This is a genomic window from Corynebacterium sp. HMSC22B11 (assembly GCF_001815965.1).
Lineage (GTDB): Bacteria > Actinomycetota > Actinomycetes > Mycobacteriales > Mycobacteriaceae > Corynebacterium.
This window is the reverse complement of the sequence record NZ_KV823504.1, coordinates 149667-167795: the sequence shown is the minus strand read 5'-3', so window position 1 is coordinate 167795 and position 18129 is coordinate 149667. Positions and strand designations below refer to the sequence as shown.

General features: G+C 63.9%; 14 protein-coding genes. 9 read left to right on the top strand and 5 right to left on the bottom strand.

Features of this window, described 5'->3' with window-relative positions:
• Positions 1-162 precede the first annotated feature (162 nt).
• The 4 genes from recA (at position 163) to HMPREF3088_RS06835 (ending at position 4320) form a co-directional block, all read left to right on the top strand.
• The gene (gene recA, locus HMPREF3088_RS06850; protein ID WP_070759023.1) at positions 163-1278 is read left to right on the top strand and encodes a recombinase RecA; all 1116 of its coding nucleotides are present in this window, start codon (positions 163-165) and stop codon (positions 1276-1278) included.
• A gap of 8 nt (positions 1279-1286) precedes the next feature.
• Positions 1287-1928: a recombination regulator RecX gene (gene recX / locus HMPREF3088_RS06845; protein WP_070759022.1), complete on the top strand. Its 642-nt coding sequence runs from the start codon at positions 1287-1289 to the stop codon at positions 1926-1928.
• Between the two features lie 81 nt (positions 1929-2009).
• Positions 2010-3563 (top strand): tRNA (N6-isopentenyl adenosine(37)-C2)-methylthiotransferase MiaB, encoded by a 1554-nt coding sequence (miaB, locus tag HMPREF3088_RS06840; RefSeq protein WP_371441311.1) that lies wholly within the window; start codon positions 2010-2012, stop codon positions 3561-3563.
• Positions 3556-4320 carry an Rv2732c family membrane protein gene (locus HMPREF3088_RS06835; RefSeq protein WP_070759020.1) on the top strand — a complete coding sequence of 255 codons (765 nt, stop codon included), beginning with the start codon at positions 3556-3558 and terminating at the stop codon, positions 4318-4320. Before miaB ends, HMPREF3088_RS06835 begins: the two co-directional genes overlap by 8 nt.
• A 58-nt stretch (positions 4321-4378) precedes the next feature.
• On the opposite strand, the gene HMPREF3088_RS06830 is transcribed toward HMPREF3088_RS06835, so the two are convergent.
• Positions 4379-5767 carry a DUF349 domain-containing protein gene (locus HMPREF3088_RS06830; RefSeq protein WP_070759019.1) on the bottom strand — a complete coding sequence of 463 codons (1389 nt, stop codon included), beginning with the start codon at positions 5765-5767 and terminating at the stop codon, positions 4379-4381.
• A 141-nt stretch (positions 5768-5908) separates the two neighbouring features.
• Between HMPREF3088_RS06830 and miaA the strand changes: the two genes are divergently transcribed.
• Positions 5909-6895 (top strand): tRNA (adenosine(37)-N6)-dimethylallyltransferase MiaA, encoded by a 987-nt coding sequence (miaA, locus tag HMPREF3088_RS06825; protein WP_070759018.1) that lies wholly within the window; start codon positions 5909-5911, stop codon positions 6893-6895.
• A 2-nt stretch (positions 6896-6897) separates the two neighbouring features.
• On the opposite strand, the gene HMPREF3088_RS06820 is transcribed toward miaA, so the two are convergent.
• Positions 6898-7722 carry a hypothetical protein gene (locus HMPREF3088_RS06820; RefSeq protein ID WP_246818091.1) on the bottom strand — a complete coding sequence of 275 codons (825 nt, stop codon included), beginning with the start codon at positions 7720-7722 and terminating at the stop codon, positions 6898-6900.
• Positions 7723-7901: 179 nt separating this feature from the next.
• Between HMPREF3088_RS06820 and hflX the strand changes: the two genes are divergently transcribed.
• Entirely contained in the window at positions 7902-9422 is a 1521-nt protein-coding gene (hflX, locus tag HMPREF3088_RS06815) for a GTPase HflX (protein ID WP_070759016.1), read from the top strand.
• Between the two features lie 63 nt (positions 9423-9485).
• Positions 9486-10868 carry a uracil-xanthine permease family protein gene (locus HMPREF3088_RS06810; RefSeq protein ID WP_070759015.1) on the top strand — a complete coding sequence of 461 codons (1383 nt, stop codon included), beginning with the start codon at positions 9486-9488 and terminating at the stop codon, positions 10866-10868.
• 125 nt (positions 10869-10993) lie between these two features.
• Here the strand turns inward: HMPREF3088_RS06810 and HMPREF3088_RS06805 are convergent, their stop codons facing one another.
• Both HMPREF3088_RS06805 and lexA read right to left on the bottom strand, forming a co-directional pair.
• Positions 10994-11794, bottom strand: a complete 801-nt coding sequence (locus HMPREF3088_RS06805; protein ID WP_070759014.1) for a DeoR/GlpR family DNA-binding transcription regulator — start codon at positions 11792-11794, stop codon at positions 10994-10996.
• A gap of 32 nt (positions 11795-11826) precedes the next feature.
• The gene (gene lexA, locus HMPREF3088_RS06800) at positions 11827-12576 is read right to left on the bottom strand and encodes a transcriptional repressor LexA (protein ID WP_070759013.1); all 750 of its coding nucleotides are present in this window, start codon (positions 12574-12576) and stop codon (positions 11827-11829) included.
• 338 nt (positions 12577-12914) lie between these two features.
• Here lexA and HMPREF3088_RS06795 point away from each other — a divergent pair, with 338 nt between their 5' ends.
• Entirely contained in the window at positions 12915-13364 is a 450-nt protein-coding gene (locus HMPREF3088_RS06795; protein WP_070759012.1) for a cell wall hydrolase, read from the top strand.
• Between the two features lie 107 nt (positions 13365-13471).
• Positions 13472-13945 (top strand): transcriptional regulator NrdR, encoded by a 474-nt coding sequence (nrdR, locus tag HMPREF3088_RS06790; protein ID WP_070759011.1) that lies wholly within the window; start codon positions 13472-13474, stop codon positions 13943-13945.
• 52 nt (positions 13946-13997) lie between these two features.
• On the opposite strand, the gene hrpA is transcribed toward nrdR, so the two are convergent.
• Complete coding sequence (hrpA, locus tag HMPREF3088_RS06785) at positions 13998-18116, bottom strand: ATP-dependent RNA helicase HrpA (protein ID WP_070759010.1); 4119 nt, start codon at positions 18114-18116, stop codon at positions 13998-14000.
• Positions 18117-18129: the final 13 nt, after the last annotated feature.

Sequence of the window (18129 nt, the reverse complement as noted above, 5' to 3'; positions counted from 1 at the left end):
GGGCGAGGTCGGTGTCCGCTGCGGGTGATAGAACTAGCCCCAAGCGGAAGACAATAGCTTTCGCCCTCGCCGCGCGGACGCGGGGCGAGGTGACGCCACGTTGTCGGCTTGAACTGATTAAGACAAGAACGAAAACACAGACGCGAAAACGAGGAGGGTGTCATGGCACCAAAGAAGAAGGCCACCACGGCGGCACAGAAGGATCGCTCCAAGGCTCTCGATCTAGCAATGGCCCAGATCGAGAAGGACTTCGGCAAGGGGGCGATCATGCGACTGGGCGATGACAATCGCCCACCCATTAGCGCAATCCCGTCGGGCAATATCGCCATCAATGTTGCTCTGGGTATCGGAGGCTTCCCGCGTGGCCGTGTCGTAGAGATTTACGGGCCGGAATCCTCGGGTAAGACCACCGTCGCGCTGCACGCCATTGCTGAAGCTCAGAAGGGCGGCGGCATTGCAGCCTTCATCGACGCCGAGCACGCACTGGACCCGGAGTATGCCAAGGCTTTGGGCGTGGATACGGATGCGTTGCTGGTCTCCCAGCCGGACACGGGCGAGCAGGCCCTCGAGATTGCGGACATGCTGGTGCGTTCTGGCGCGATCGACGTGGTGGTCATCGACTCCGTGGCAGCGCTGACCCCCAAGGCGGAGATCGACGGCGAAATGGGAGATTCTCACGTGGGTCTCCAGGCTCGACTGATGAGCCAGGCGCTGCGCAAGATGACCAGCGCGCTGTACCAGACCGGCACTACCGCGATCTTTATTAACCAGCTGCGTGAGAAGATCGGCGTGATGTTCGGCTCTCCGGAGACCACCACCGGTGGTAAGGCCCTGAAGTTCTACGCCTCCGTTCGCTGCGACATCCGCCGCATCCAGGCACTGAAGGACGGCCAGGACGTGGTGGGTAACCGCACCCGGTTGAAGATCGTGAAGAACAAGGTTTCGCCACCGTTCAAGATCGCGGAGTTCGACATCCTCTATGGCGAGGGCATCTCTCGGGAGGGCTCGATCCTCGACCTCGGCGTGGACGCCGGGATTATCAAGAAGTCGGGGTCCTGGTTCACCTATGAGGGCGAACAGCTCGGCCAGGGCAAGGAAAAGGCCCGCGAGTTCCTGAAGTCCAACCCCGAGCTGGCCGAACAGCTAGAGGATCGCATCATGCAAGAGCTCAAGGTTGGCCCCTACGCCAAGGCGAAGGACGAGCCCATCGCTGATGAGGATAAGCCCATCGACGTGGTTCCGAACTTCGATGACCCAGACGTCGAGACGGAGAACTAGGCCCCGCTGTGACTGAAGGCAACGCAGACGACCATTGGGCTACAGCCGGGGGTGCCCCGGAGAGCCGGGAACAGAAGATTGCCGCGCTGCGGCGGGCAATCGCGTCCTGGACGCAGGGGAGCGGTAGCCCGCTCGTCGATCGGGAGAAGGAGGAGGCTCTCGCCCCGGTTGTCAACCGGGCGCAAAGCCTCATCAACCATCGCCCGCGCTCGGTGGCGGAGCTCGAGGAGCGGCTACTCAAGCAGGACTATGCCCCGGAACTCGTCAGGGAAGTCGTCGAGCGCTGCCAGCGCAACGGCATGCTCGATGACGGCGAGTTCGCGAGGCTCTGGGTCGAGCAAAGAAGCAGGAATCAAAAGAAATCTGTCGCTGTGCTGCGCCGCGAACTGCGGGATAAGGGGGTCGCCGAGCAACACATCGAGGCTGCTGTGGAGCTCGTCGACGAGGAGGATCAGGACGCGATCATGCGTGGACTGATCGACAAGAAGGCCGCGAGCATTCGGGCCGTGCCTGCGGACCGCGCGGAATACAATAAATTCCTCAAGCGAGTGGTGGGGGTCGCTGCCCGCCGCGGTTTTCCCGCGGGCACCAGCCTGGCATACGCCCGTGAGGCGTTGGATCAGCAGCTCGCCGAACTCAAATCTAGTTAGCGCGGGGTGCCGGCGGGCGGGGCAGTGGCGAACGTGACACGGTTCGTGTTCGCCCCCGCCCTGGGGGTAGGATCTGCACACGTGACTCACGCTATGGAGAAGAAAACTTCCGCATCTGAGCAGCCCGAACAGCGCACCTACGAGGTCCGCACCTTCGGCTGCCAGATGAACGTTCACGATTCCGAGCGCCTCTCCGGGCTCCTCGAGGACTCGGGCTACCAACCTGCGGCGGACGGTGAGGAACCAGACGTTCTCGTCTTCAATACCTGCGCGGTGAGGGAGAACGCGGATAACCGGCTCTACGGAACGCTCGCCATGGTCAAGCCCATGAAGGATCGCAATCCTGGCATGCAGATCGCCGTTGGCGGTTGCATGGCGCAGAAGGATAAGGACGTGGTGGTCGACCGCGCCCCCTGGGTGGACGTCGTCTTCGGCACCCACAATATCGGCTCGCTGCCCACTCTGCTGGAGCGTTCCGCCCACAACCAGCGGGCAGAGGTTGAGATCCTCGACTCCCTCGAGGAATTCCCCTCCGTGCTCCCGGCAAAGCGGGAATCCGCTTACTCGGGTTGGGTATCGGTCTCCGTGGGCTGCAATAACACCTGCACCTTCTGCATCGTGCCCTCTCTCCGAGGCAAGGAGCAGGACCGCCGGCCGGGGGAGATCCTCGCTGAGGTTCAGGCGCTGGTGGACCAGGGCGTGCAGGAGGTCACCCTGCTGGGCCAGAACGTCAACGCCTACGGCGTGAACTTCGCCGACGAGGACCTGCAACGAGATCGGGGCGCATTCGCCAAGCTGCTGCGCGCCTGCGGCGAGATCGAAGGTCTCGAGAGGCTGCGCTTCACCAGCCCTCACCCTGCTGAATTCACCGACGACGTCATCGATGCGATGGCAGAGACCCCCAACGTCTGCCCCCAGCTACACATGCCGCTACAGTCGGGTTCCGACCGCATCCTCAAGGAGATGCGTCGCTCCTACCGCTCGAAGAAATTCCTGGGGATCCTGGACAAGGTCCGCGAACGCATTCCACACGCGGCCATCACGACCGACATCATCGTGGGATTCCCCGGCGAAACGGAGGAGGACTTCCAGGCGACCCTCGACGTCGTCGAGAAGGCGCGTTTCTCCAGCGCATTTACCTTCCAGTACTCGCCACGCCCCGGCACCCCGGCAGCTAGCATGCCAGACCAGATCCCCAAGGCTGTCGTGCAGGAGCGCTACGAGCGCCTCATCGCACTGCAGGAGCGCATCCAGGCCGAGGACAACCAGGAGCTGGTGGGAACGACCCAGGAACTGCTGGTCCAGGAGACCGGTGGCCGCAAGGACGCCCAGCGCCACCGCATGTCGGGCCGTGCTAGGGACGGCCGGCTCGTGCACTTCACCCCAAGCGAGGACGTTCGTCCTGGGGATATAGTGGAAGTCACGATTACCGACGCCCGTCCGTTCTTCCTCATTGCGGACGGCCCACTCGTCAACCACCGGTTGACCAAGGCCGGCGACATGTCGGGTGCTGGCCAGACCCCGACCACCGCGCCGATCGGGGTGAGCCTCGGCGTGCCAACCATCGGTATTAAGCCCCAGGCTGATGCGACCGCGGCGCCCAAGAACGTCCACGAAGGGTGTGGCTGTGACTAAAAAGAACGACGCGAATCCCGCCGATTCGCCGCAGGAAAGCAAGCCCGGCGTAGCCGGCGCCACCGAGGACAAGCAGGGCAAGGATCCGCTGGCCGCCTACCGGGGTGACCTCACCGCTGCCGAGGAGAAGGCTGCGAAAATGGTCGACTACCGCCAGCAGCTGCCGTTCATGGCTCTCGGTCTCATGTTGGTGCTCGTCTCCCTCTTCCTGCCGCACTCCCGGGACGTGCTGGGCATCGATGTGCTCTTCAACTCGCCGACCGCACAGAAATTCCAAATCACCATGCCGGAACGGGTGTACGCCACCCTCGCCGTCCTGGGCGGCGTCATGCTGACCATCGGAACGATCGTCTCGCGATCCTGGCTGGTTGCGTGGGTCAACTGGGCTTTCGCAGGCGTGGGCTGGTGGTATAGCGTGTTCGCGATCTGGATGCGTCAATCTCGCCCGGTCACCGACCCGGCCGGCCCGCCTTCTTATGGCTTGGTCATTGGTGCGATCGGCATGACGATCTTGTTCGTGATGATCACGTGGGTCCTGTTCCGCCGGAATCCATTGCAGCGCGCGCTCGCGGCCGCCCGTCGCGAGGAGGCACACCGTTCTGCGGAGGCCCAGGCCGCCCAGCAGCGCCTACGCACGGGCGTCGAGGAATGGCCTAAGGCGGATCTTGAGGACATCGTCGATGATCGCCGCGCTCGCGCTAAGCAGCGCCGCCGGAAAACCGACGGCGATAAGAACATCGGTGGCCAAGAAGGCTAAAGACAAGCCCTAGCTCTTGACAAAGAGCTAGGGCTAGGGGGGCTTCGAGCCCCCTCTTTTAGTTTTCCTCGGATTCGGAGTCGGACTTCGTGGAGGCCTGTGCGGTCTCCGCCCACTGCCGCCACTGATCGGCCTGTTCCTGCAGGGTAGCGGCGAGCTTATCCTTCGCAGCCTCCTTGGCCTCATTGGCCTGCTGCTGCAGATCCTTCGCCTTGGCGAAGAACTGGTCGACCCGAGCTTGCAGCTCCGGATCGGTCTGGCGCCACTTCTCCTCAACCGCGTCCGTGACGCGCTTTTCGATCGCCCCGATCTTGTCCTCGAATTCGCGGATCTTAGCCCGCGGCACGAAGCCGATCTCGTCCCACTTCTCCTGCAGCTCCCGCAGCAGGCGCTGGGCGTTCTCGAGGTGAGCCTTGGGGTCGATCAGGGAGGAGTATTCGTCGAGCAGCTGCTGCTTCTTGGTCGCATTCTCTTCGAACTCTTCGTCGCGGGCATCCTGATCCGCTTTGCGGGCGTTGAAGAATACCTCGCGCGCAGCGCGGAAGCGCTCCCACAGCTCGTCGTCGACGTTGCGCGGGGCGTGCCCGGCGGCCTTCCACTGGTCCATCAGATCGCGGTAGGCTGCCGACGTCTCCGCCCAGCGGGTGGAGTGCTGGAGCTCCTCCGCGGCGACGATGAGCTCTTCCTTCTTTCGGCGTGCCACCTCGCGCTGCTTATCGAGGTCTGCGAAGTGAGCCCCACGGCGCTTATTGAACTGCTCGCGAGCCCGGGAGAAACGCTCCCACAACTCATCGTCGGTCTTCTTATCAAGGCCGCGGAATCCTCGCCACTCGTCGACCATCGCGCGGAAACGGTCTCCCGTTGCCTTCCACTCGGTCGAGCTTTCGCCCAGCTTCTCAGCCTCCTCGGCAAGTGCCCTCTTACCCCGGAGGGCCCGGTCCTTGCGCTCCGCCTTGGCCTGCGCGACGTCCTGGTGCGCCTTGTCGCAGTCCCGCAGCAACGCCTCAAGCTTGGTCTGCAGGGCATTGAGATCACCCACGACCTCCGCATCATCCAGTCCGTCGAGGAGCTCGGTGGCCGAGGCCTTGATCGTTGCCGCTTGCTCCGGCTGGGTGCTCAGCCGCGTCTCGAGCGTGGCGACCTGCGTGGCGAGGTCATCGAATTTCGCACCGAAGTGCTTGAGCCCCTCCTCGGGAGCCCCAGCCTGCCACTGCCCGACAACGCGGTCCTCATGGCCTTCGCGGCGCAGCCACACCGCACCGTCGGCGTCGACTCGCCCGAAGTCCGCTGGATTGGACCTGACCGGGTGTACTGACACAGGAGCTTGCGCCTTCATCCCCGGGGTGGGCTTCACCTTTTTGGGCATGGCACCCGGGCCTGGGCGTGGGCCCGGCTTCGGGCGGGCAGCCCCGGTCTGGGGCTGGGAACTCTGCTGCTTGTCGGTCATGCTTTCTTCCTTTGCACGTCAGTCACCGGCTCCGCGAGGGGAAATACTCGTTGCGGACTCATTATGGCAGATGCCCCGGCCAAGACCGCGGCCAACTGAGGCTTTAAGGCGTCCGGAGACTAAGATTTGGCGGTGATAGCCATGGATAACTCTCAAACAGATTCGCCGCTCACCGCACCCGCCGGGGTAACCGCAGCGGACAGCCTGCGTCCACTATTGATCGTGGGGCCCACGGGCTCCGGTAAATCCGAGCTTTCCCTCGAACTTGCGCGCAGACTGGATCAGCCGGTGGAGATTATCAACGGCGATTCGATGCAGATGTACCGCGGCATGGATATCGGCACCGCCAAGATATCCCGCGCTGAACGCGCCGAATTCCCGCACCACCTCTTCGACTGTTTGGACGTCGATGACACGGCCAGCGTGGCTGCGTACCGCGCGATGGCGGGGGAGACGGTGGAACAGATCCAGGCCCGCGGTGCCCGTCCGATCATCGTCGGCGGCTCGATGATGTACCTGCAGGCGCTGGTCGACGACTGGCAGTTCCCGCCGACCGACCCGGCGGTGCGGGCGAAGTGGATGGCCGAACAGGATCGCATCGGAGTGGAAGCGCTCCATGAGGTGTTGCGTTCCAAGGATCCCGATGCGGCAGACATCATTGAGCAAAAGGACCCGCGCCGCATTGTCCGCGCCTTGGAGGTCATCGAGCTGACGGGCAAACCCTTCGCGGCCTCGCAACCGCCGAAGAACGTCCCAACCCGGTGGGGGACGAGGATCTTCGGGCTCAACGCCCCGGGGAATTGGCTCAACCCCCGGCTGGAGGCTCGCGTCGATCGTATGTTTGCCGCTGGTCTCGTCGCGGAGGTCGAGGGACTGGCCGCAGCTGGGCTGAGTCGGGAATCCACGGCCGGCAAAGCGATTGGCTACGCCCAGGTCTTAAGCGCGCTGGCGGGGGAGTGCAGCATGGAACAGGCCCGGGAGGATACGGTCGTGGGAACCCGTCGCTATGCCCGCCGCCAGCGCAGCTGGTTCCGCCGTGACCCGCGGATCCACTGGTTGGATGCGACTCTCGCCGACCCTGGCCTGCTCGCCGACCAGGTCATCGACGAGCTGCGGGGAAACACCTAGAGCTAGTGGCCTCCGCAGCCACAATCCCCGCTGCCGCAGCCGCCGGGGCTACAGGCACCAGGATCATTAATGCTGATGGCGAACTGGACGTCCCCGCTGATGACAGCGCCAGGGGTGGCGAACGGTGGGCGGGTGGCGTCCGTCGGAAGGTCGGGGTGATCCGCGGCGACCGCGAGGCAGAACTCGAACGGGCGGCGGCAGGTCAACGCCCAGAACTGTTGGCCGTTCAGCTCATTCGTCTTCAACTCCGCTTCGGAAACCTCGACCGCGACCGTGGCCTGGGCGTGCGGGGAGGTAGCGCCGTTGTTGAGATCGGATAGTCCCCGGGAGGTCACGGAGCCGACCTCGGTGCCGCCGGACTCTGCGAAGGCGACAGCGTCCGGGAAGATGCGGACATCCGTGGCCAACGCGGAGATCGAGAGTGGCTGGTACTCCAGCGGCTCCTGCTCAGCGATCATGGGGCCTTGACCAACCGTCGCGGTGAAGGAGGTGATCACTGGGGCGCTTGCCCCGCTGACCTGCAGCATCGGGCTATCGGCGACGATGTCCACGATCCCGATGAGGTCGTTGACCATCGTCACGTGCCCCGTCGTGGACAGCTGGCCTGCCGGGTGCAGGCCCACGAAGGAGCCATACGGCGGGGCAGCGAGGATCGTCAGCGTCGCGCCGGAAGCGTCCGCGTACTGGAGCACCTGGCCACCTGATACCTCCCCGATGACGGAAAGCTGGCCGGAGGCATAAGCGGCCTCGAGGGCATCCTGCCACTGGGGATAGACCAATCCAACGCTGCTGAGCTCGGGAATCGCCTTCTGGGATGCAGTAGCCATGGGAAACCAACGCCTTAAAAATCGGGGAGCGGGATAGCGGGGTTGACACGTGCTCAGCGTCCCGGCCCACAGCCGGTGAAAGGAGCATGAGCGAGTGGGGACACCGCCGGGGTTTACGCCCCGGATAAGCCCGCTATTTACTTTCTTTTATGCAGGTGACAGTGTAGAACTGGAAGGCAATGGCTTCAAATTCAGATAATGTTGTCGATCTTTTTACAGACTCGTCGGAGGGCGAGGATTTCGACCTCGAATCTCAGCAGAGTCCGACCATCGGTGAGCTCGATCTGGAGGCGCGTTCCAGCCTCCGGCGGCTGACCAGAGGGGTCAGCAGCTACACGGACGATCAGTCCGAGATTACTGAGGTCGAGTACCGCCAGCTTCGCCTGGAGAAGGTCATCCTCGTGGGGGTGTGGACCGAGGGAACAATCGCTCAGATCGAAGCGAGCCTGGAGGAGCTGGTCGCCCTTGCTGAGACCGCTGGATCCGAGGTCCTGGAGACGGTCTATCAGAAGCGCGATAAGCCGGACCCGGGCACCTATATCGGCCGCGGCAAAGTCAGCGAGCTCGCGGAGATCATCCAATCCACGGGCGCGGATACCGTGATCTGCGATGGTGAGCTGAGCCCCGGACAGATGATCGCCCTGGAGAACGCGCTGAACGCGAAGGTCATCGACCGCACCATGCTGATTCTCGATATCTTCGCGCAGCACGCGAAGTCCCGCGAGGGCAAAGCCCAGGTCTCCCTGGCTCAGATGGAGTACCTCATCAACCGGGTTCGCGGCTGGGGTACCTCGCTGTCACGACAGACGGGTGGCCGGGCTGGCTCCAATGGCGGCGTCGGTCTGCGTGGCCCGGGTGAGACGAAGATCGAGGCCGACCGTCGCCGCTTGCGCGCCGAGATGGCACGCCTGCGCAAGGAAATCGCGGCGATGAAGACCTCCCGCGATACCAAGCGCCAGCGCCGCGACGCCTCTGCGGTTCCCCAGGTCGCAATCGCCGGATACACCAACGCAGGAAAGTCCTCGCTGATTAATGCGCTGACTGGCGCGGGTGTGCTCGTCGAGGACGCGCTGTTTGCCACCCTGGACCCCACGACCCGCAAGGCGGAACTCGCCGATGGGCGCAGCGTGATTTTCAGCGACACCGTGGGCTTCGTCCGCCACCTGCCGACGCAGCTGGTCGAAGCCTTCCGCTCCACGCTGGAGGAGGTCATGGCCGCGGACGTCGTTCTGCACGTCGTCGACGGCTCCGACCCCTTCCCACTCGAACAGATCCGTTCGGTGAACACGGTGATCAGCGAGATCGTCGCCGAGAGTGGCCAGGACGCCCCGCCAGAGATCATGGTGGTCAACAAGATCGACAAGGCGGATCCGCTGGTCCTCGCCGAGCTGCGCCACAAGCTCAACGACGTGGTGTTCGTCTCCGCACACACCGGGGAGGGCATCGACGAGCTGGAGACCAGGCTCGAGCTCTTCCTAAACTCACTGGACGAGACGGGAGTGTTCGCGGTCCCGTTCGACCGGGGCGACGTCGTCTCCCGCATTCACGACCTGGGTACCGTCACACAGGAGGAATACGACGCCACCGGCACCGTCCTCACCGCTCGCGTCCCGAAGAAGCTCGCCCGGGAGCTGGACGCCTTCCGCGTGACTGACCGAGAGCATGACGATCTGGACGTCGACGGCGCCGCGACCAGCTAATCCGCCCGTTGCGTGCGGGACGCGGAGCTGACGCACTGAACCCTCCTTAGCTGCAGTATTGTTATGGCCGTGACTAAGGACAATGGGGCGCTAAGCGCGCAGAACAAAGCAGGTAGTTCGGAGCCGGGCACGCCAGGGCCAGGAGAGAAGACGGAGCACCGCGGCTCGTTTTTCGGCTGGGATTTGCACGGCAACGGCCGCGACATCGAACCGGGCGGGGTCGTAAAGCCTGAGGAGCGCCTCTCGTGGCCGCGCACCATCGGCGTGGGTATGCAGCACGTCATCGCGATGTTCGGTGCGACCCTCCTGGTGCCGACGATCACGGGATTCCCGGTGAACACCACCCTGCTGTTCTCCGGACTCGGGACGATTCTCTTCCTGTTGGTGACCCGCAACCGACTGCCGTCCTACCTCGGTTCCTCCTTCGCCTTCTTGGCCCCGCTGGCGGCAACCCAGGCGGAGGGCTTCGCGGCACAGCTCGGCGGAATCGTGGCCACTGGTGCGCTGCTGTTCGTGGTCGGTCTCGTGGTTCAGCTCGCCGGTCGGCAGGTGCTGGATGCCGTGATGCCACCGGCCGTGACTGGTGCGATCGTGGCCCTGATTGGGTTGAACCTCGCTCCCACCTCGACGGGCAACGTCCAGGAGCAGCCACTGATCGCCGGCGTGACACTGCTGGGGATCCTCCTGTTCACGGTGATGGGCCGCGGGATGGTGGCTCGACTCGGAATTCTTTTGGGCGTGCTGACCGGTTGGGGTTTCGCCTTCCTTTCGGGTGGCGTCTCGGAGGAGGCGCGGCAGCACGTGGGTGAGGCCGCGTGGATCGGCTTCCCTCACTTCGAGACCCCGGAATTCACGGTGACCGCCGTGACGATCACGCTGCCAGTGGTGGTCGTCCTCATCGCCGAGAACGTCGGCCACGTGAAGGCCGTGTCGACGATGACGAACCGTAACCTCGACGATCTTGCGGGCAAGGCGTTGATGGCCGACGGCATGTCCACGGTGCTCGCTGGATCCGGTGGTGGCTCCGGTACCACCACCTATGCGGAGAACATCGGCGTGATGGCCGCGACGAAGGTGTACTCTTCGGCCGCGTACTGGGTGGCCGCCGCAACGGCGATCGTGCTGGCCTTCATCCCGAAGTTTGGCGCCGCGATTTTTACCATCCCAGTGGGTGTGTTGGGCGGGGCAACGCTCGTGCTCTACGGCATGATCGGCCTTCTCGGGGTGCGCATTTGGATGGATAACGAGGTCTCGCTGACGGACCCGGTGAACCTCACCGCTGCTGCGGTGGCGATGATCGTCGGCATCGGCAACCTGACTCTGAACGTGGGATCCATCCCGATGGAGGGCATTGCTTGGGGCTCGGTGGGCATCATCCTGGGCTACCCGGTGCTGCGCTACCTCTACGACAACTTTGGCGAGGGGCGTTACATCTCGAGGCGCTAAGTCCCGTGAGGGGGGCTGGGGGTAGTCCTGGCGTTGGGGACGGGCGGCTGCCCGCGGGGGATGCCGGGATTGAGCGCAGCAGGGGGAGCTGCCAGCCCGGTTCGTGGGGGGCGGGAGCTCGGCAGCTACCCCTGCTGGTCGACGACCACCGTTTGAATGCCAGTGTCGTTGAGCTGGGCGATGAATCCTTCGGGGGCGGAGTTATCGGTGATGACCACATCGATCTTCTCCGGTTCGGCGAAGCTCACGATGTAGTCCAGGCCGAACTTCGTTGAGTCACACAGGGTGACCACTTTGTCCGAGTAGGCGATCATCGCGCGCTTAATAGCGGCTTCGGCCGCGTCGTGGGTGGACAGCCCGTGGGTGAGGGTGAAGGCGTCGGTGCCGATGAAGGCCACATCAGCGTGCAGCAGCGCCAATGTCTGGAGGGCAACGTCTCCCACTACCGCCTGCGATTGGGCGCGAATCTTGCCACCCAGCAGCTGGACCTTGATGCGGGGGTCGGTAGAAAGTAGCAGTGCGTTGTGCGGCGAGTTCGTCACGACGGACAGGGAGTAGTTCTTGTCGATGCTCTCGGCATGCTCGACGATGGCCTCGGCGATCATCGCCGTCGTGGTTCCGGAGTCCAGGAAGATGGTTCCGCCGTCGAGGGGAACGAACTGCACTGCGGCCCTGCCGATCACCTGCTTGGCGAGCGCGGCGGAGTGTTTCCGCGTCTCCAGGGGGACGTAGTCGGTCTGGAACTGCCGTGCCGGGACGGCCCCGCCGTGGACCCGGTAGAGCTTGCCCTCGGCCGTAAGCTGGGCTAAGTCCCGACGGATGGTTTCGGCCGTGACCCCAAACTGGGCCGCGAGTTCGGTGACGGTGACCTTGCCCTGCACGGCGGCAAGCGAGGTGATTTGTCGACGACGCTGAGCTGAAAGCACGCTTAGATACCCACTTAATCCAAAAACTTGGGTTAGATCTTGCGCAGGACCGCGGAGACTTTACCGAGGATCTGCGCTTCATTGCCTGCGATTGGTTCGAACAGATCGTTGTGGGGGAGCAGCCACACACCGTCCTCATCGTGGTGCAGTTCCTTGACCGTGGCCTCCCCGTCGATCATGGCGGCGACAAAGTCACCCTGATCTGCGGTCGGCTGCGAGCGGACCACAACCCAGTCGGAGTCGTAGATGCCCGCATCGCGCATGGACTCGCCGACCACCTGCAAGAGGAAAAGCTCGTCGGAAGTACCGACCAGCTCGGCGGGGAGTGGGAACTGCGCTTCCACATTCTGCTCCGCCAGGATCGGATTGCCGGCGGCGATTTGGCCGACGACGGGCACGTACGTCGCTGCGGGGCGGTCGTCGGAGACGGGAGCGGGGGTGGTCTTGGGCTGCTTCCGCGGCACGGGCTTCACGAGGCCGGGGTTGGTGTGGTCCTCGTAGCCTCGAACATCGAATGCGCGAGGCTTGTTGTCCTCCCGGCGCAGGTAGCCCTTCTCCTCAAGTTGCTTGAGTTGGTAGGACACCGAGGATGTGGATTGGAGACCGACAGCATCTGCGATTTCGCGGATGCTTGGGGGATAGCCCCGGAGAACCGTGGAGTCCTTGATGACCTCCAGGATGCGGCGTTGGCGGGAGCTCAGGTTGCCCTTGATCTTCGCATCTGCAGCGCTCTTCTTGGGGCGGCCTGGGCGCCGACGGGGGGACTCGGGGGACGTCGTCACGGTGAACTCTCCTTGCGGCCCGGGCGGCAGTCAGCTGCGTGTGCCACCTGGCTTGTGATTGAAAACTTATGCTCCCGCGTTCGAGGGAGGCCTCGACCGCGCTGGCACCCACTGTATCACCTGCATGTTCGATATTTGGGGTAAAACGCTCGACTTTCTTCGAACGTGCGTGCTATATTTTCGATGTAGCCGCCTAGAACACCCGTTCGATACATGTGAGGCGGTGTTGGGGCGCTGTCCCTAGCGGATGATTCACTCCTATCCAACGGCTGGTTACCGGTGATTCATCGGAAAGATCAGCGCTGATGATCGGAATTCGAACGAGGAAGGAATCTACTATGACTCTCGTTAAGAACGTTTCCCACGCCCCTGCGGCTGCGTCTCGCGCCGGTCGACGCGTCGCTATTCCAACTGAGCGGGTCCTGTTCGAAGGTTCCGAGTCGCTTTCCGGGGTCGTTTCACCTGGCGTCGGCAAGAATGTACGTTCGAATACCCATGGTGAGGGGCGGGCCTTCACTCCGAACTTCGTGCAGCAGCGTCGCTTCGCTCACCCGCTAGCGAATGCTCGTTCCCAGCGGGTCATGGCTTCGCAGGCCTCTGCACTTCGCCGTGGAATGGATATTGCCAACCGGGTGGCCACTTCCCGGGGTGGGGTGCTGCTGAGTGGAATTGCATTGGTACTCAGCCTTGGACTGTCTCCGCTGGCGATGGGCCAGGGTGGTGACGAGCAGGATCCTGCCGCCACCGCGGCCGTGTCTGAGATCGCGTCAGCCGAGGCGGCGGACTAGCCATCTTCCGCTCGGCTTGGCGGAGTAGTGCCGTGGCGATCGAATTGGGGGGGAACTGTGGAATCCGCCGGGGCGCTTTTTCTGCGTGCTGGGCATAAACTAGTGGCGTGCTGTGCCCAAGTTGTCGCTGTGAAGATTCCCGTGTTGTGGACTCCCGAGTTGTCGAAGGCGGAATTGCCATCCGCCGCCGCCGGGAGTGCCTGCAATGCCTCACTCGGTTCACCACCATGGAGCGCTCGGTCCTTCTTGTAACGAAGCGCAACGGGGTGACGGAGGAATTCAGCCGCGAGAAGGTCATCAAGGGTGTAAGGCAAGCCTGCCAGGGACGCGATGTGTCAGATGACGACCTCAAGCTGCTCGCCCACGAGGTTGAGCAGAGCGTTCGTGCGGACTACGGATCCCAGGTCAACGCCCACGACATTGGCCTGGCGATCCTGCCTCCGCTGCGCCGACTCGACGAAGTCGCCTACCTCCGCTTCGCCTCCGTGTATAAGTCCTTCAGCTCCTCCGAGGACTTCGAGGCAGAGATCGCATTGCTGCGCAGCCAGCACCAGTGCAACCCTCCGCACCCGGGCAACTAAAACCGAGACCATAGCGCCGTCCCCGGCGCTCACTCTCCCGGCGCACCACGGACTAGCGGATCTGACCGGCAGCCTTGCGAACCCGCTGCAGTGATGCGCTGCGTGCAGTGCCCAAATGCTGGGCAAATAGAGCCACCATGAGCTCCTCGATCAGCCAACGCAGGTCCTTGACCTGGGGCGAAGCCTGCCGGGCGCTGGGCAGGCGATCCACCGTCTGCTGATAAATCTTCATCGCTTCCGCCAGCTCCTCCGCCAGCTCCGCCTCGCGATCAGGATCCCGCTCCAGCAGTGCCAGCCTCTCCTTCATAGCCTCGACGTACCGGGGGACGTGCCGGAGGCGCTGAATACCCCACGTCACCAGACTGTGGTCCGCGGCGTACAACTGCACCTGCTTCTTCATCTCCGCAATCGCGGGACCATCCCACTGCTCCAGCTCCGCGGAGATGTCCTGGATCGCTAATGCGGCAGGGGCGAATGCAACCAGGATCTGGCGCACCAGACCAGGAGCCTGCTGGCGTGCCGTCTGGCAGGCCCGTTCGCACTCGTCAGGGGTTCTGATCACCGGGCCAATCTTCTCCAGAAGCTGGCGGCACGCCGCCGTGCGCGCATCGTCCACCAACGCCTCAATACCACCGTTCGGATAGTTCTCCAGCGCCACACGCTGGCGCAACGGCAGCCCCTTGAGCATCTGGCCGGCGGAAATCGGGGTGGCCTCGGCCATCAGACCCAGCACCGTCGAGAACTGCTGCGCCTTCGCCGCCTGCTCGGTGGGGAAGGCCTTGAGCTCGAAACGCGTGCTGCGGTGACCCGTCTTGCCAGCGGAGAAGCTGGCAACCAGTGCGGGGAACGCGTTGACAGCTTGGCCGTCGACGACAGTCTCGATGGACTCAGGGATATCGCCGATACTCTCGGCCGACCACTCGTCAGCGTGCTGAAGCACGCCACCCACACCGGCCCCGCCCTGAGCCGACTTCTGCTTCCCGCCAGCGCCACGGCCCTTCTTGCCAGCTGCGCCCGCACCCTTCTGGTGCACCTTGGCATCCAGCGGGCTGGCAGCCGTAGAACCCTGGCCACCACGCAGGGACCGAGCACTCGCCGCCGCAATTGCCTGGCGGACATCACCGGCCAGCTCCCGCTGGAGTGCGACGATGTCCCGGCCGGTGCGCACCACATTGCCGCGGCGATCAATCACCGCAAAATTCATGCGCAGGTGGTCAGGCACCTTGGCCCAGTCGAAGTCGGTGGCGTTGATGCCCCGACCGCCCAGCGAGCGCAGCGCGTCGGCCAGCGACTCGTCGATCGCCCCGTCATAGGGCGTCATGGCCTCCAGCGCCCGTGTTGCGAAATCGGTTGCCGGGACCACCGACTTGCGGATCGCCTTTGGCAGGGAACGGATGAGCGCTACCGCTAGCTCGTGGCGCATGCCTGGAACCAACCACTGCGTGATTTCGGGGTCGATGTTCGCCAGCAGGGGGAGTGGAACCTGCATGGTGATGCCGTCGCGCGGATCGGTGGGGTCGAAGACATACTCCAGGTCGAACTCCAGGCTGCCCTGCCGCCAGGTGTCCGGGAACTCGTTGGCCTCCGCGGCCCCTTCGTGCGAATCGATGAGCGCGTCAAGGGAAAAGTCCAGCAGGTCCGGCTTCTTGTGGCGTGCCTTCTTCCACCAGGAATCAAAATGTCGGCTGGAGATGATGTCTGCGGGCAGGCGGGCGTCGTAAAAAGAAAACAGGGCATCATCGTCGATCACGATGTCCCGGCGACGGGCCTTATCCTCCAGCTTCTCGGCTTGCTCAAGAAGCTCCTGATTGTGGCGGTAGAACTTGTGTCGCGTCTCCCAGTCGCCCTCGACCAGCGCCTTGCGGATGAACATGTCCCGTGCCAGCTCCGGGTCGATACGACCCAGGTTGACGCGTCGCTCCGTGACGATGGGGAGTCCAAGCAGGAGGGCCTTTTCGTAGACCATCGCCGCACCGCGCTTCGAGGACCAGTGCGGCTCCGAGTGGGTGTACTTCACCATGTGGGGCGCGATTGATTCCACCCACTCCGGGCGGATCGGCCCCGCCGTTCGGGCGAAAATCCGGGATGTCTCGACCAGCTCCGCGGCCATGATCCACTGCGGTGGTTTCTTCGCCACATGGGAGCTCGGGTGCACCACAAAGTGCGAATTGCGGGGGCCGGTGAACTGGCGGCTCTCGCCCTCCCGCATGCCGATGTGGCTGATCAGCCCGGCCAGCAGGGCTCGGTGGACATCATCTTCGGCGATGGGCTCGCCGTCGAAGGTCAGCTGCCGGACATGCCGAATATTCGGCACGGACCAGCGCAGCTCCTTGGCGATATTGAGCAGCTGACGAACCAGATCCGCCCACTCCAGGACACGCAAGTAGTGGATGAACTCCCGCTGGCAGAGCTTGCGGAACTGGTTACCGCTGAGCTCGGCGCGCTGCTGTTGCAGGTAGCTCCACAGCTTCAGGGTGGAGATGAAGTCCGAGTTCGCCTTGAAACGCGCGTGGAGCTCATCGGCCTGCTGCTGCTTCTCCAGCGGCCGTTCCCGGACGTCCTGGATGGATAGCGCAGCGACGATGACGGTGACCTGATCCAGGATGTTCAGCCGGTGGGCGGCGACCATCATGCGCGCCAAGCGGGGGTCGGTCGGGATGCGAGACATGTCCCGTCCCACGTCCGTCAACGCGTGCCGGTCGCCTCCGGAGATCGCGCCCAGCTCGCTGAGCAGGGCCACGCCGTCGCGCACCGCGCGAGAGTCAGGGGCCTGCAGGAAGGGGAACTTCTGGATATCACCGAGGCCAAGAGCAAGCATCGCCAGGATGACGCTGGCCAGGTGGGTGCGCAGAATTTCGGGGTCGGTGAACTCCGGTCGGGCTTCGAAGTTTTCTTCCGAATACAGCCGGATCGCAATACCGTCGGCGACACGGCCACAACGGCCCGAACGCTGCTTCGCGGAGGCCTGGCTGATCTCCTCGACCGGCAGTCGCTGTACCTTCGTGCGATTGGAGTAGCGGGAGATGCGCGCATAGCCGGTATCCACGACGAAGCGGATGCCCGGCACGGTCAGGGACGTCTCGGCGATATTCGTGGCCAACACGATCCGGCGGCGTTGGCCAGGGTTGAACACGCGGTGCTGTTCCGCATTCGACAGTCGCCCAAACAGGGGGAGGATGTCGACGCGTGCCCCGCGCCGGTCGCGGTTCAGATGCTTATCCAGCGCCTCGGCGGCGTCGCGGATCTCGCGTTCCCCGGAGAAGAAGCACAGGATGTCGCCGCTGCCGAAGCTCCACAGCTCGTCGACGGCCTCGATCAGCCCGTCCAACGGGTCCGTCACGTGGGTGGTGATCTCCCCACTGTCCGGGTCGGTATAGCTTCGCTCCAGCGGGCGGTAAAGAATCTCGACCGGGTAGGTTCGCCCCGAGACCTCGACGATCGGCGCGGGTGTGCCATCGGCGCTGGCGAAGTGCTCCGCGAAGCTTTCGGGGTCGATCGTCGCGGAGGTGATGATCAGCTTCAGATCCGGGCGCTTCGGCAGCAGATTCTTCAGGTAGCCCAGCAGGAAGTCGATGTTCAGGCTGCGCTCGTGCGCCTCATCGATGATGATCGTGTCGTATTCGCGGAGTAGCCGGTCGCGCTGGATCTCGTTGAGAAGCACACCGTCGGTCATGAGTTTGACCGCGGTGTTCTCGCTGGTCTTATCGTCGAAGCGGATCTTGTAACCGACCAGGGAATCCGGCTTATCCGTGCTCGATCCGAGCTCCTCGGCGATGCGGTCCGCCACGCTGCGGGCGGCGATGCGCCGCGGCTGGGTGTGCCCGATGCGCTGCCGCTTGCCGCGACCCAGGTTCAGGCACATCTTCGGGATCTGCGTGGTCTTACCGGAGCCAGTCTCACCGGCGATGATGACAACCTGATTTTCAGCGATAGCCTTTTCGATATCCGCCTGGCGCTCCGAGACGGGCAGCTCGCTAGGGAAGTGGATCTGAGGGAAGACCCGGTCCTGCTGGGGCAGATTGACGCCGGCCGTGCGCTCCCGGCGCTGTCGGCCGCTGCGTCCCCGGCGGCGCGACTTGCCCCCGCGGTTGCGGTGACGCCCGTTTCTGGCGTGCCGCGACGGCTGTTGCGCTGATTTTTGCGTGCTCTTATCGCTATTTTCCCTGCTCATTAGGGCTCCAGCT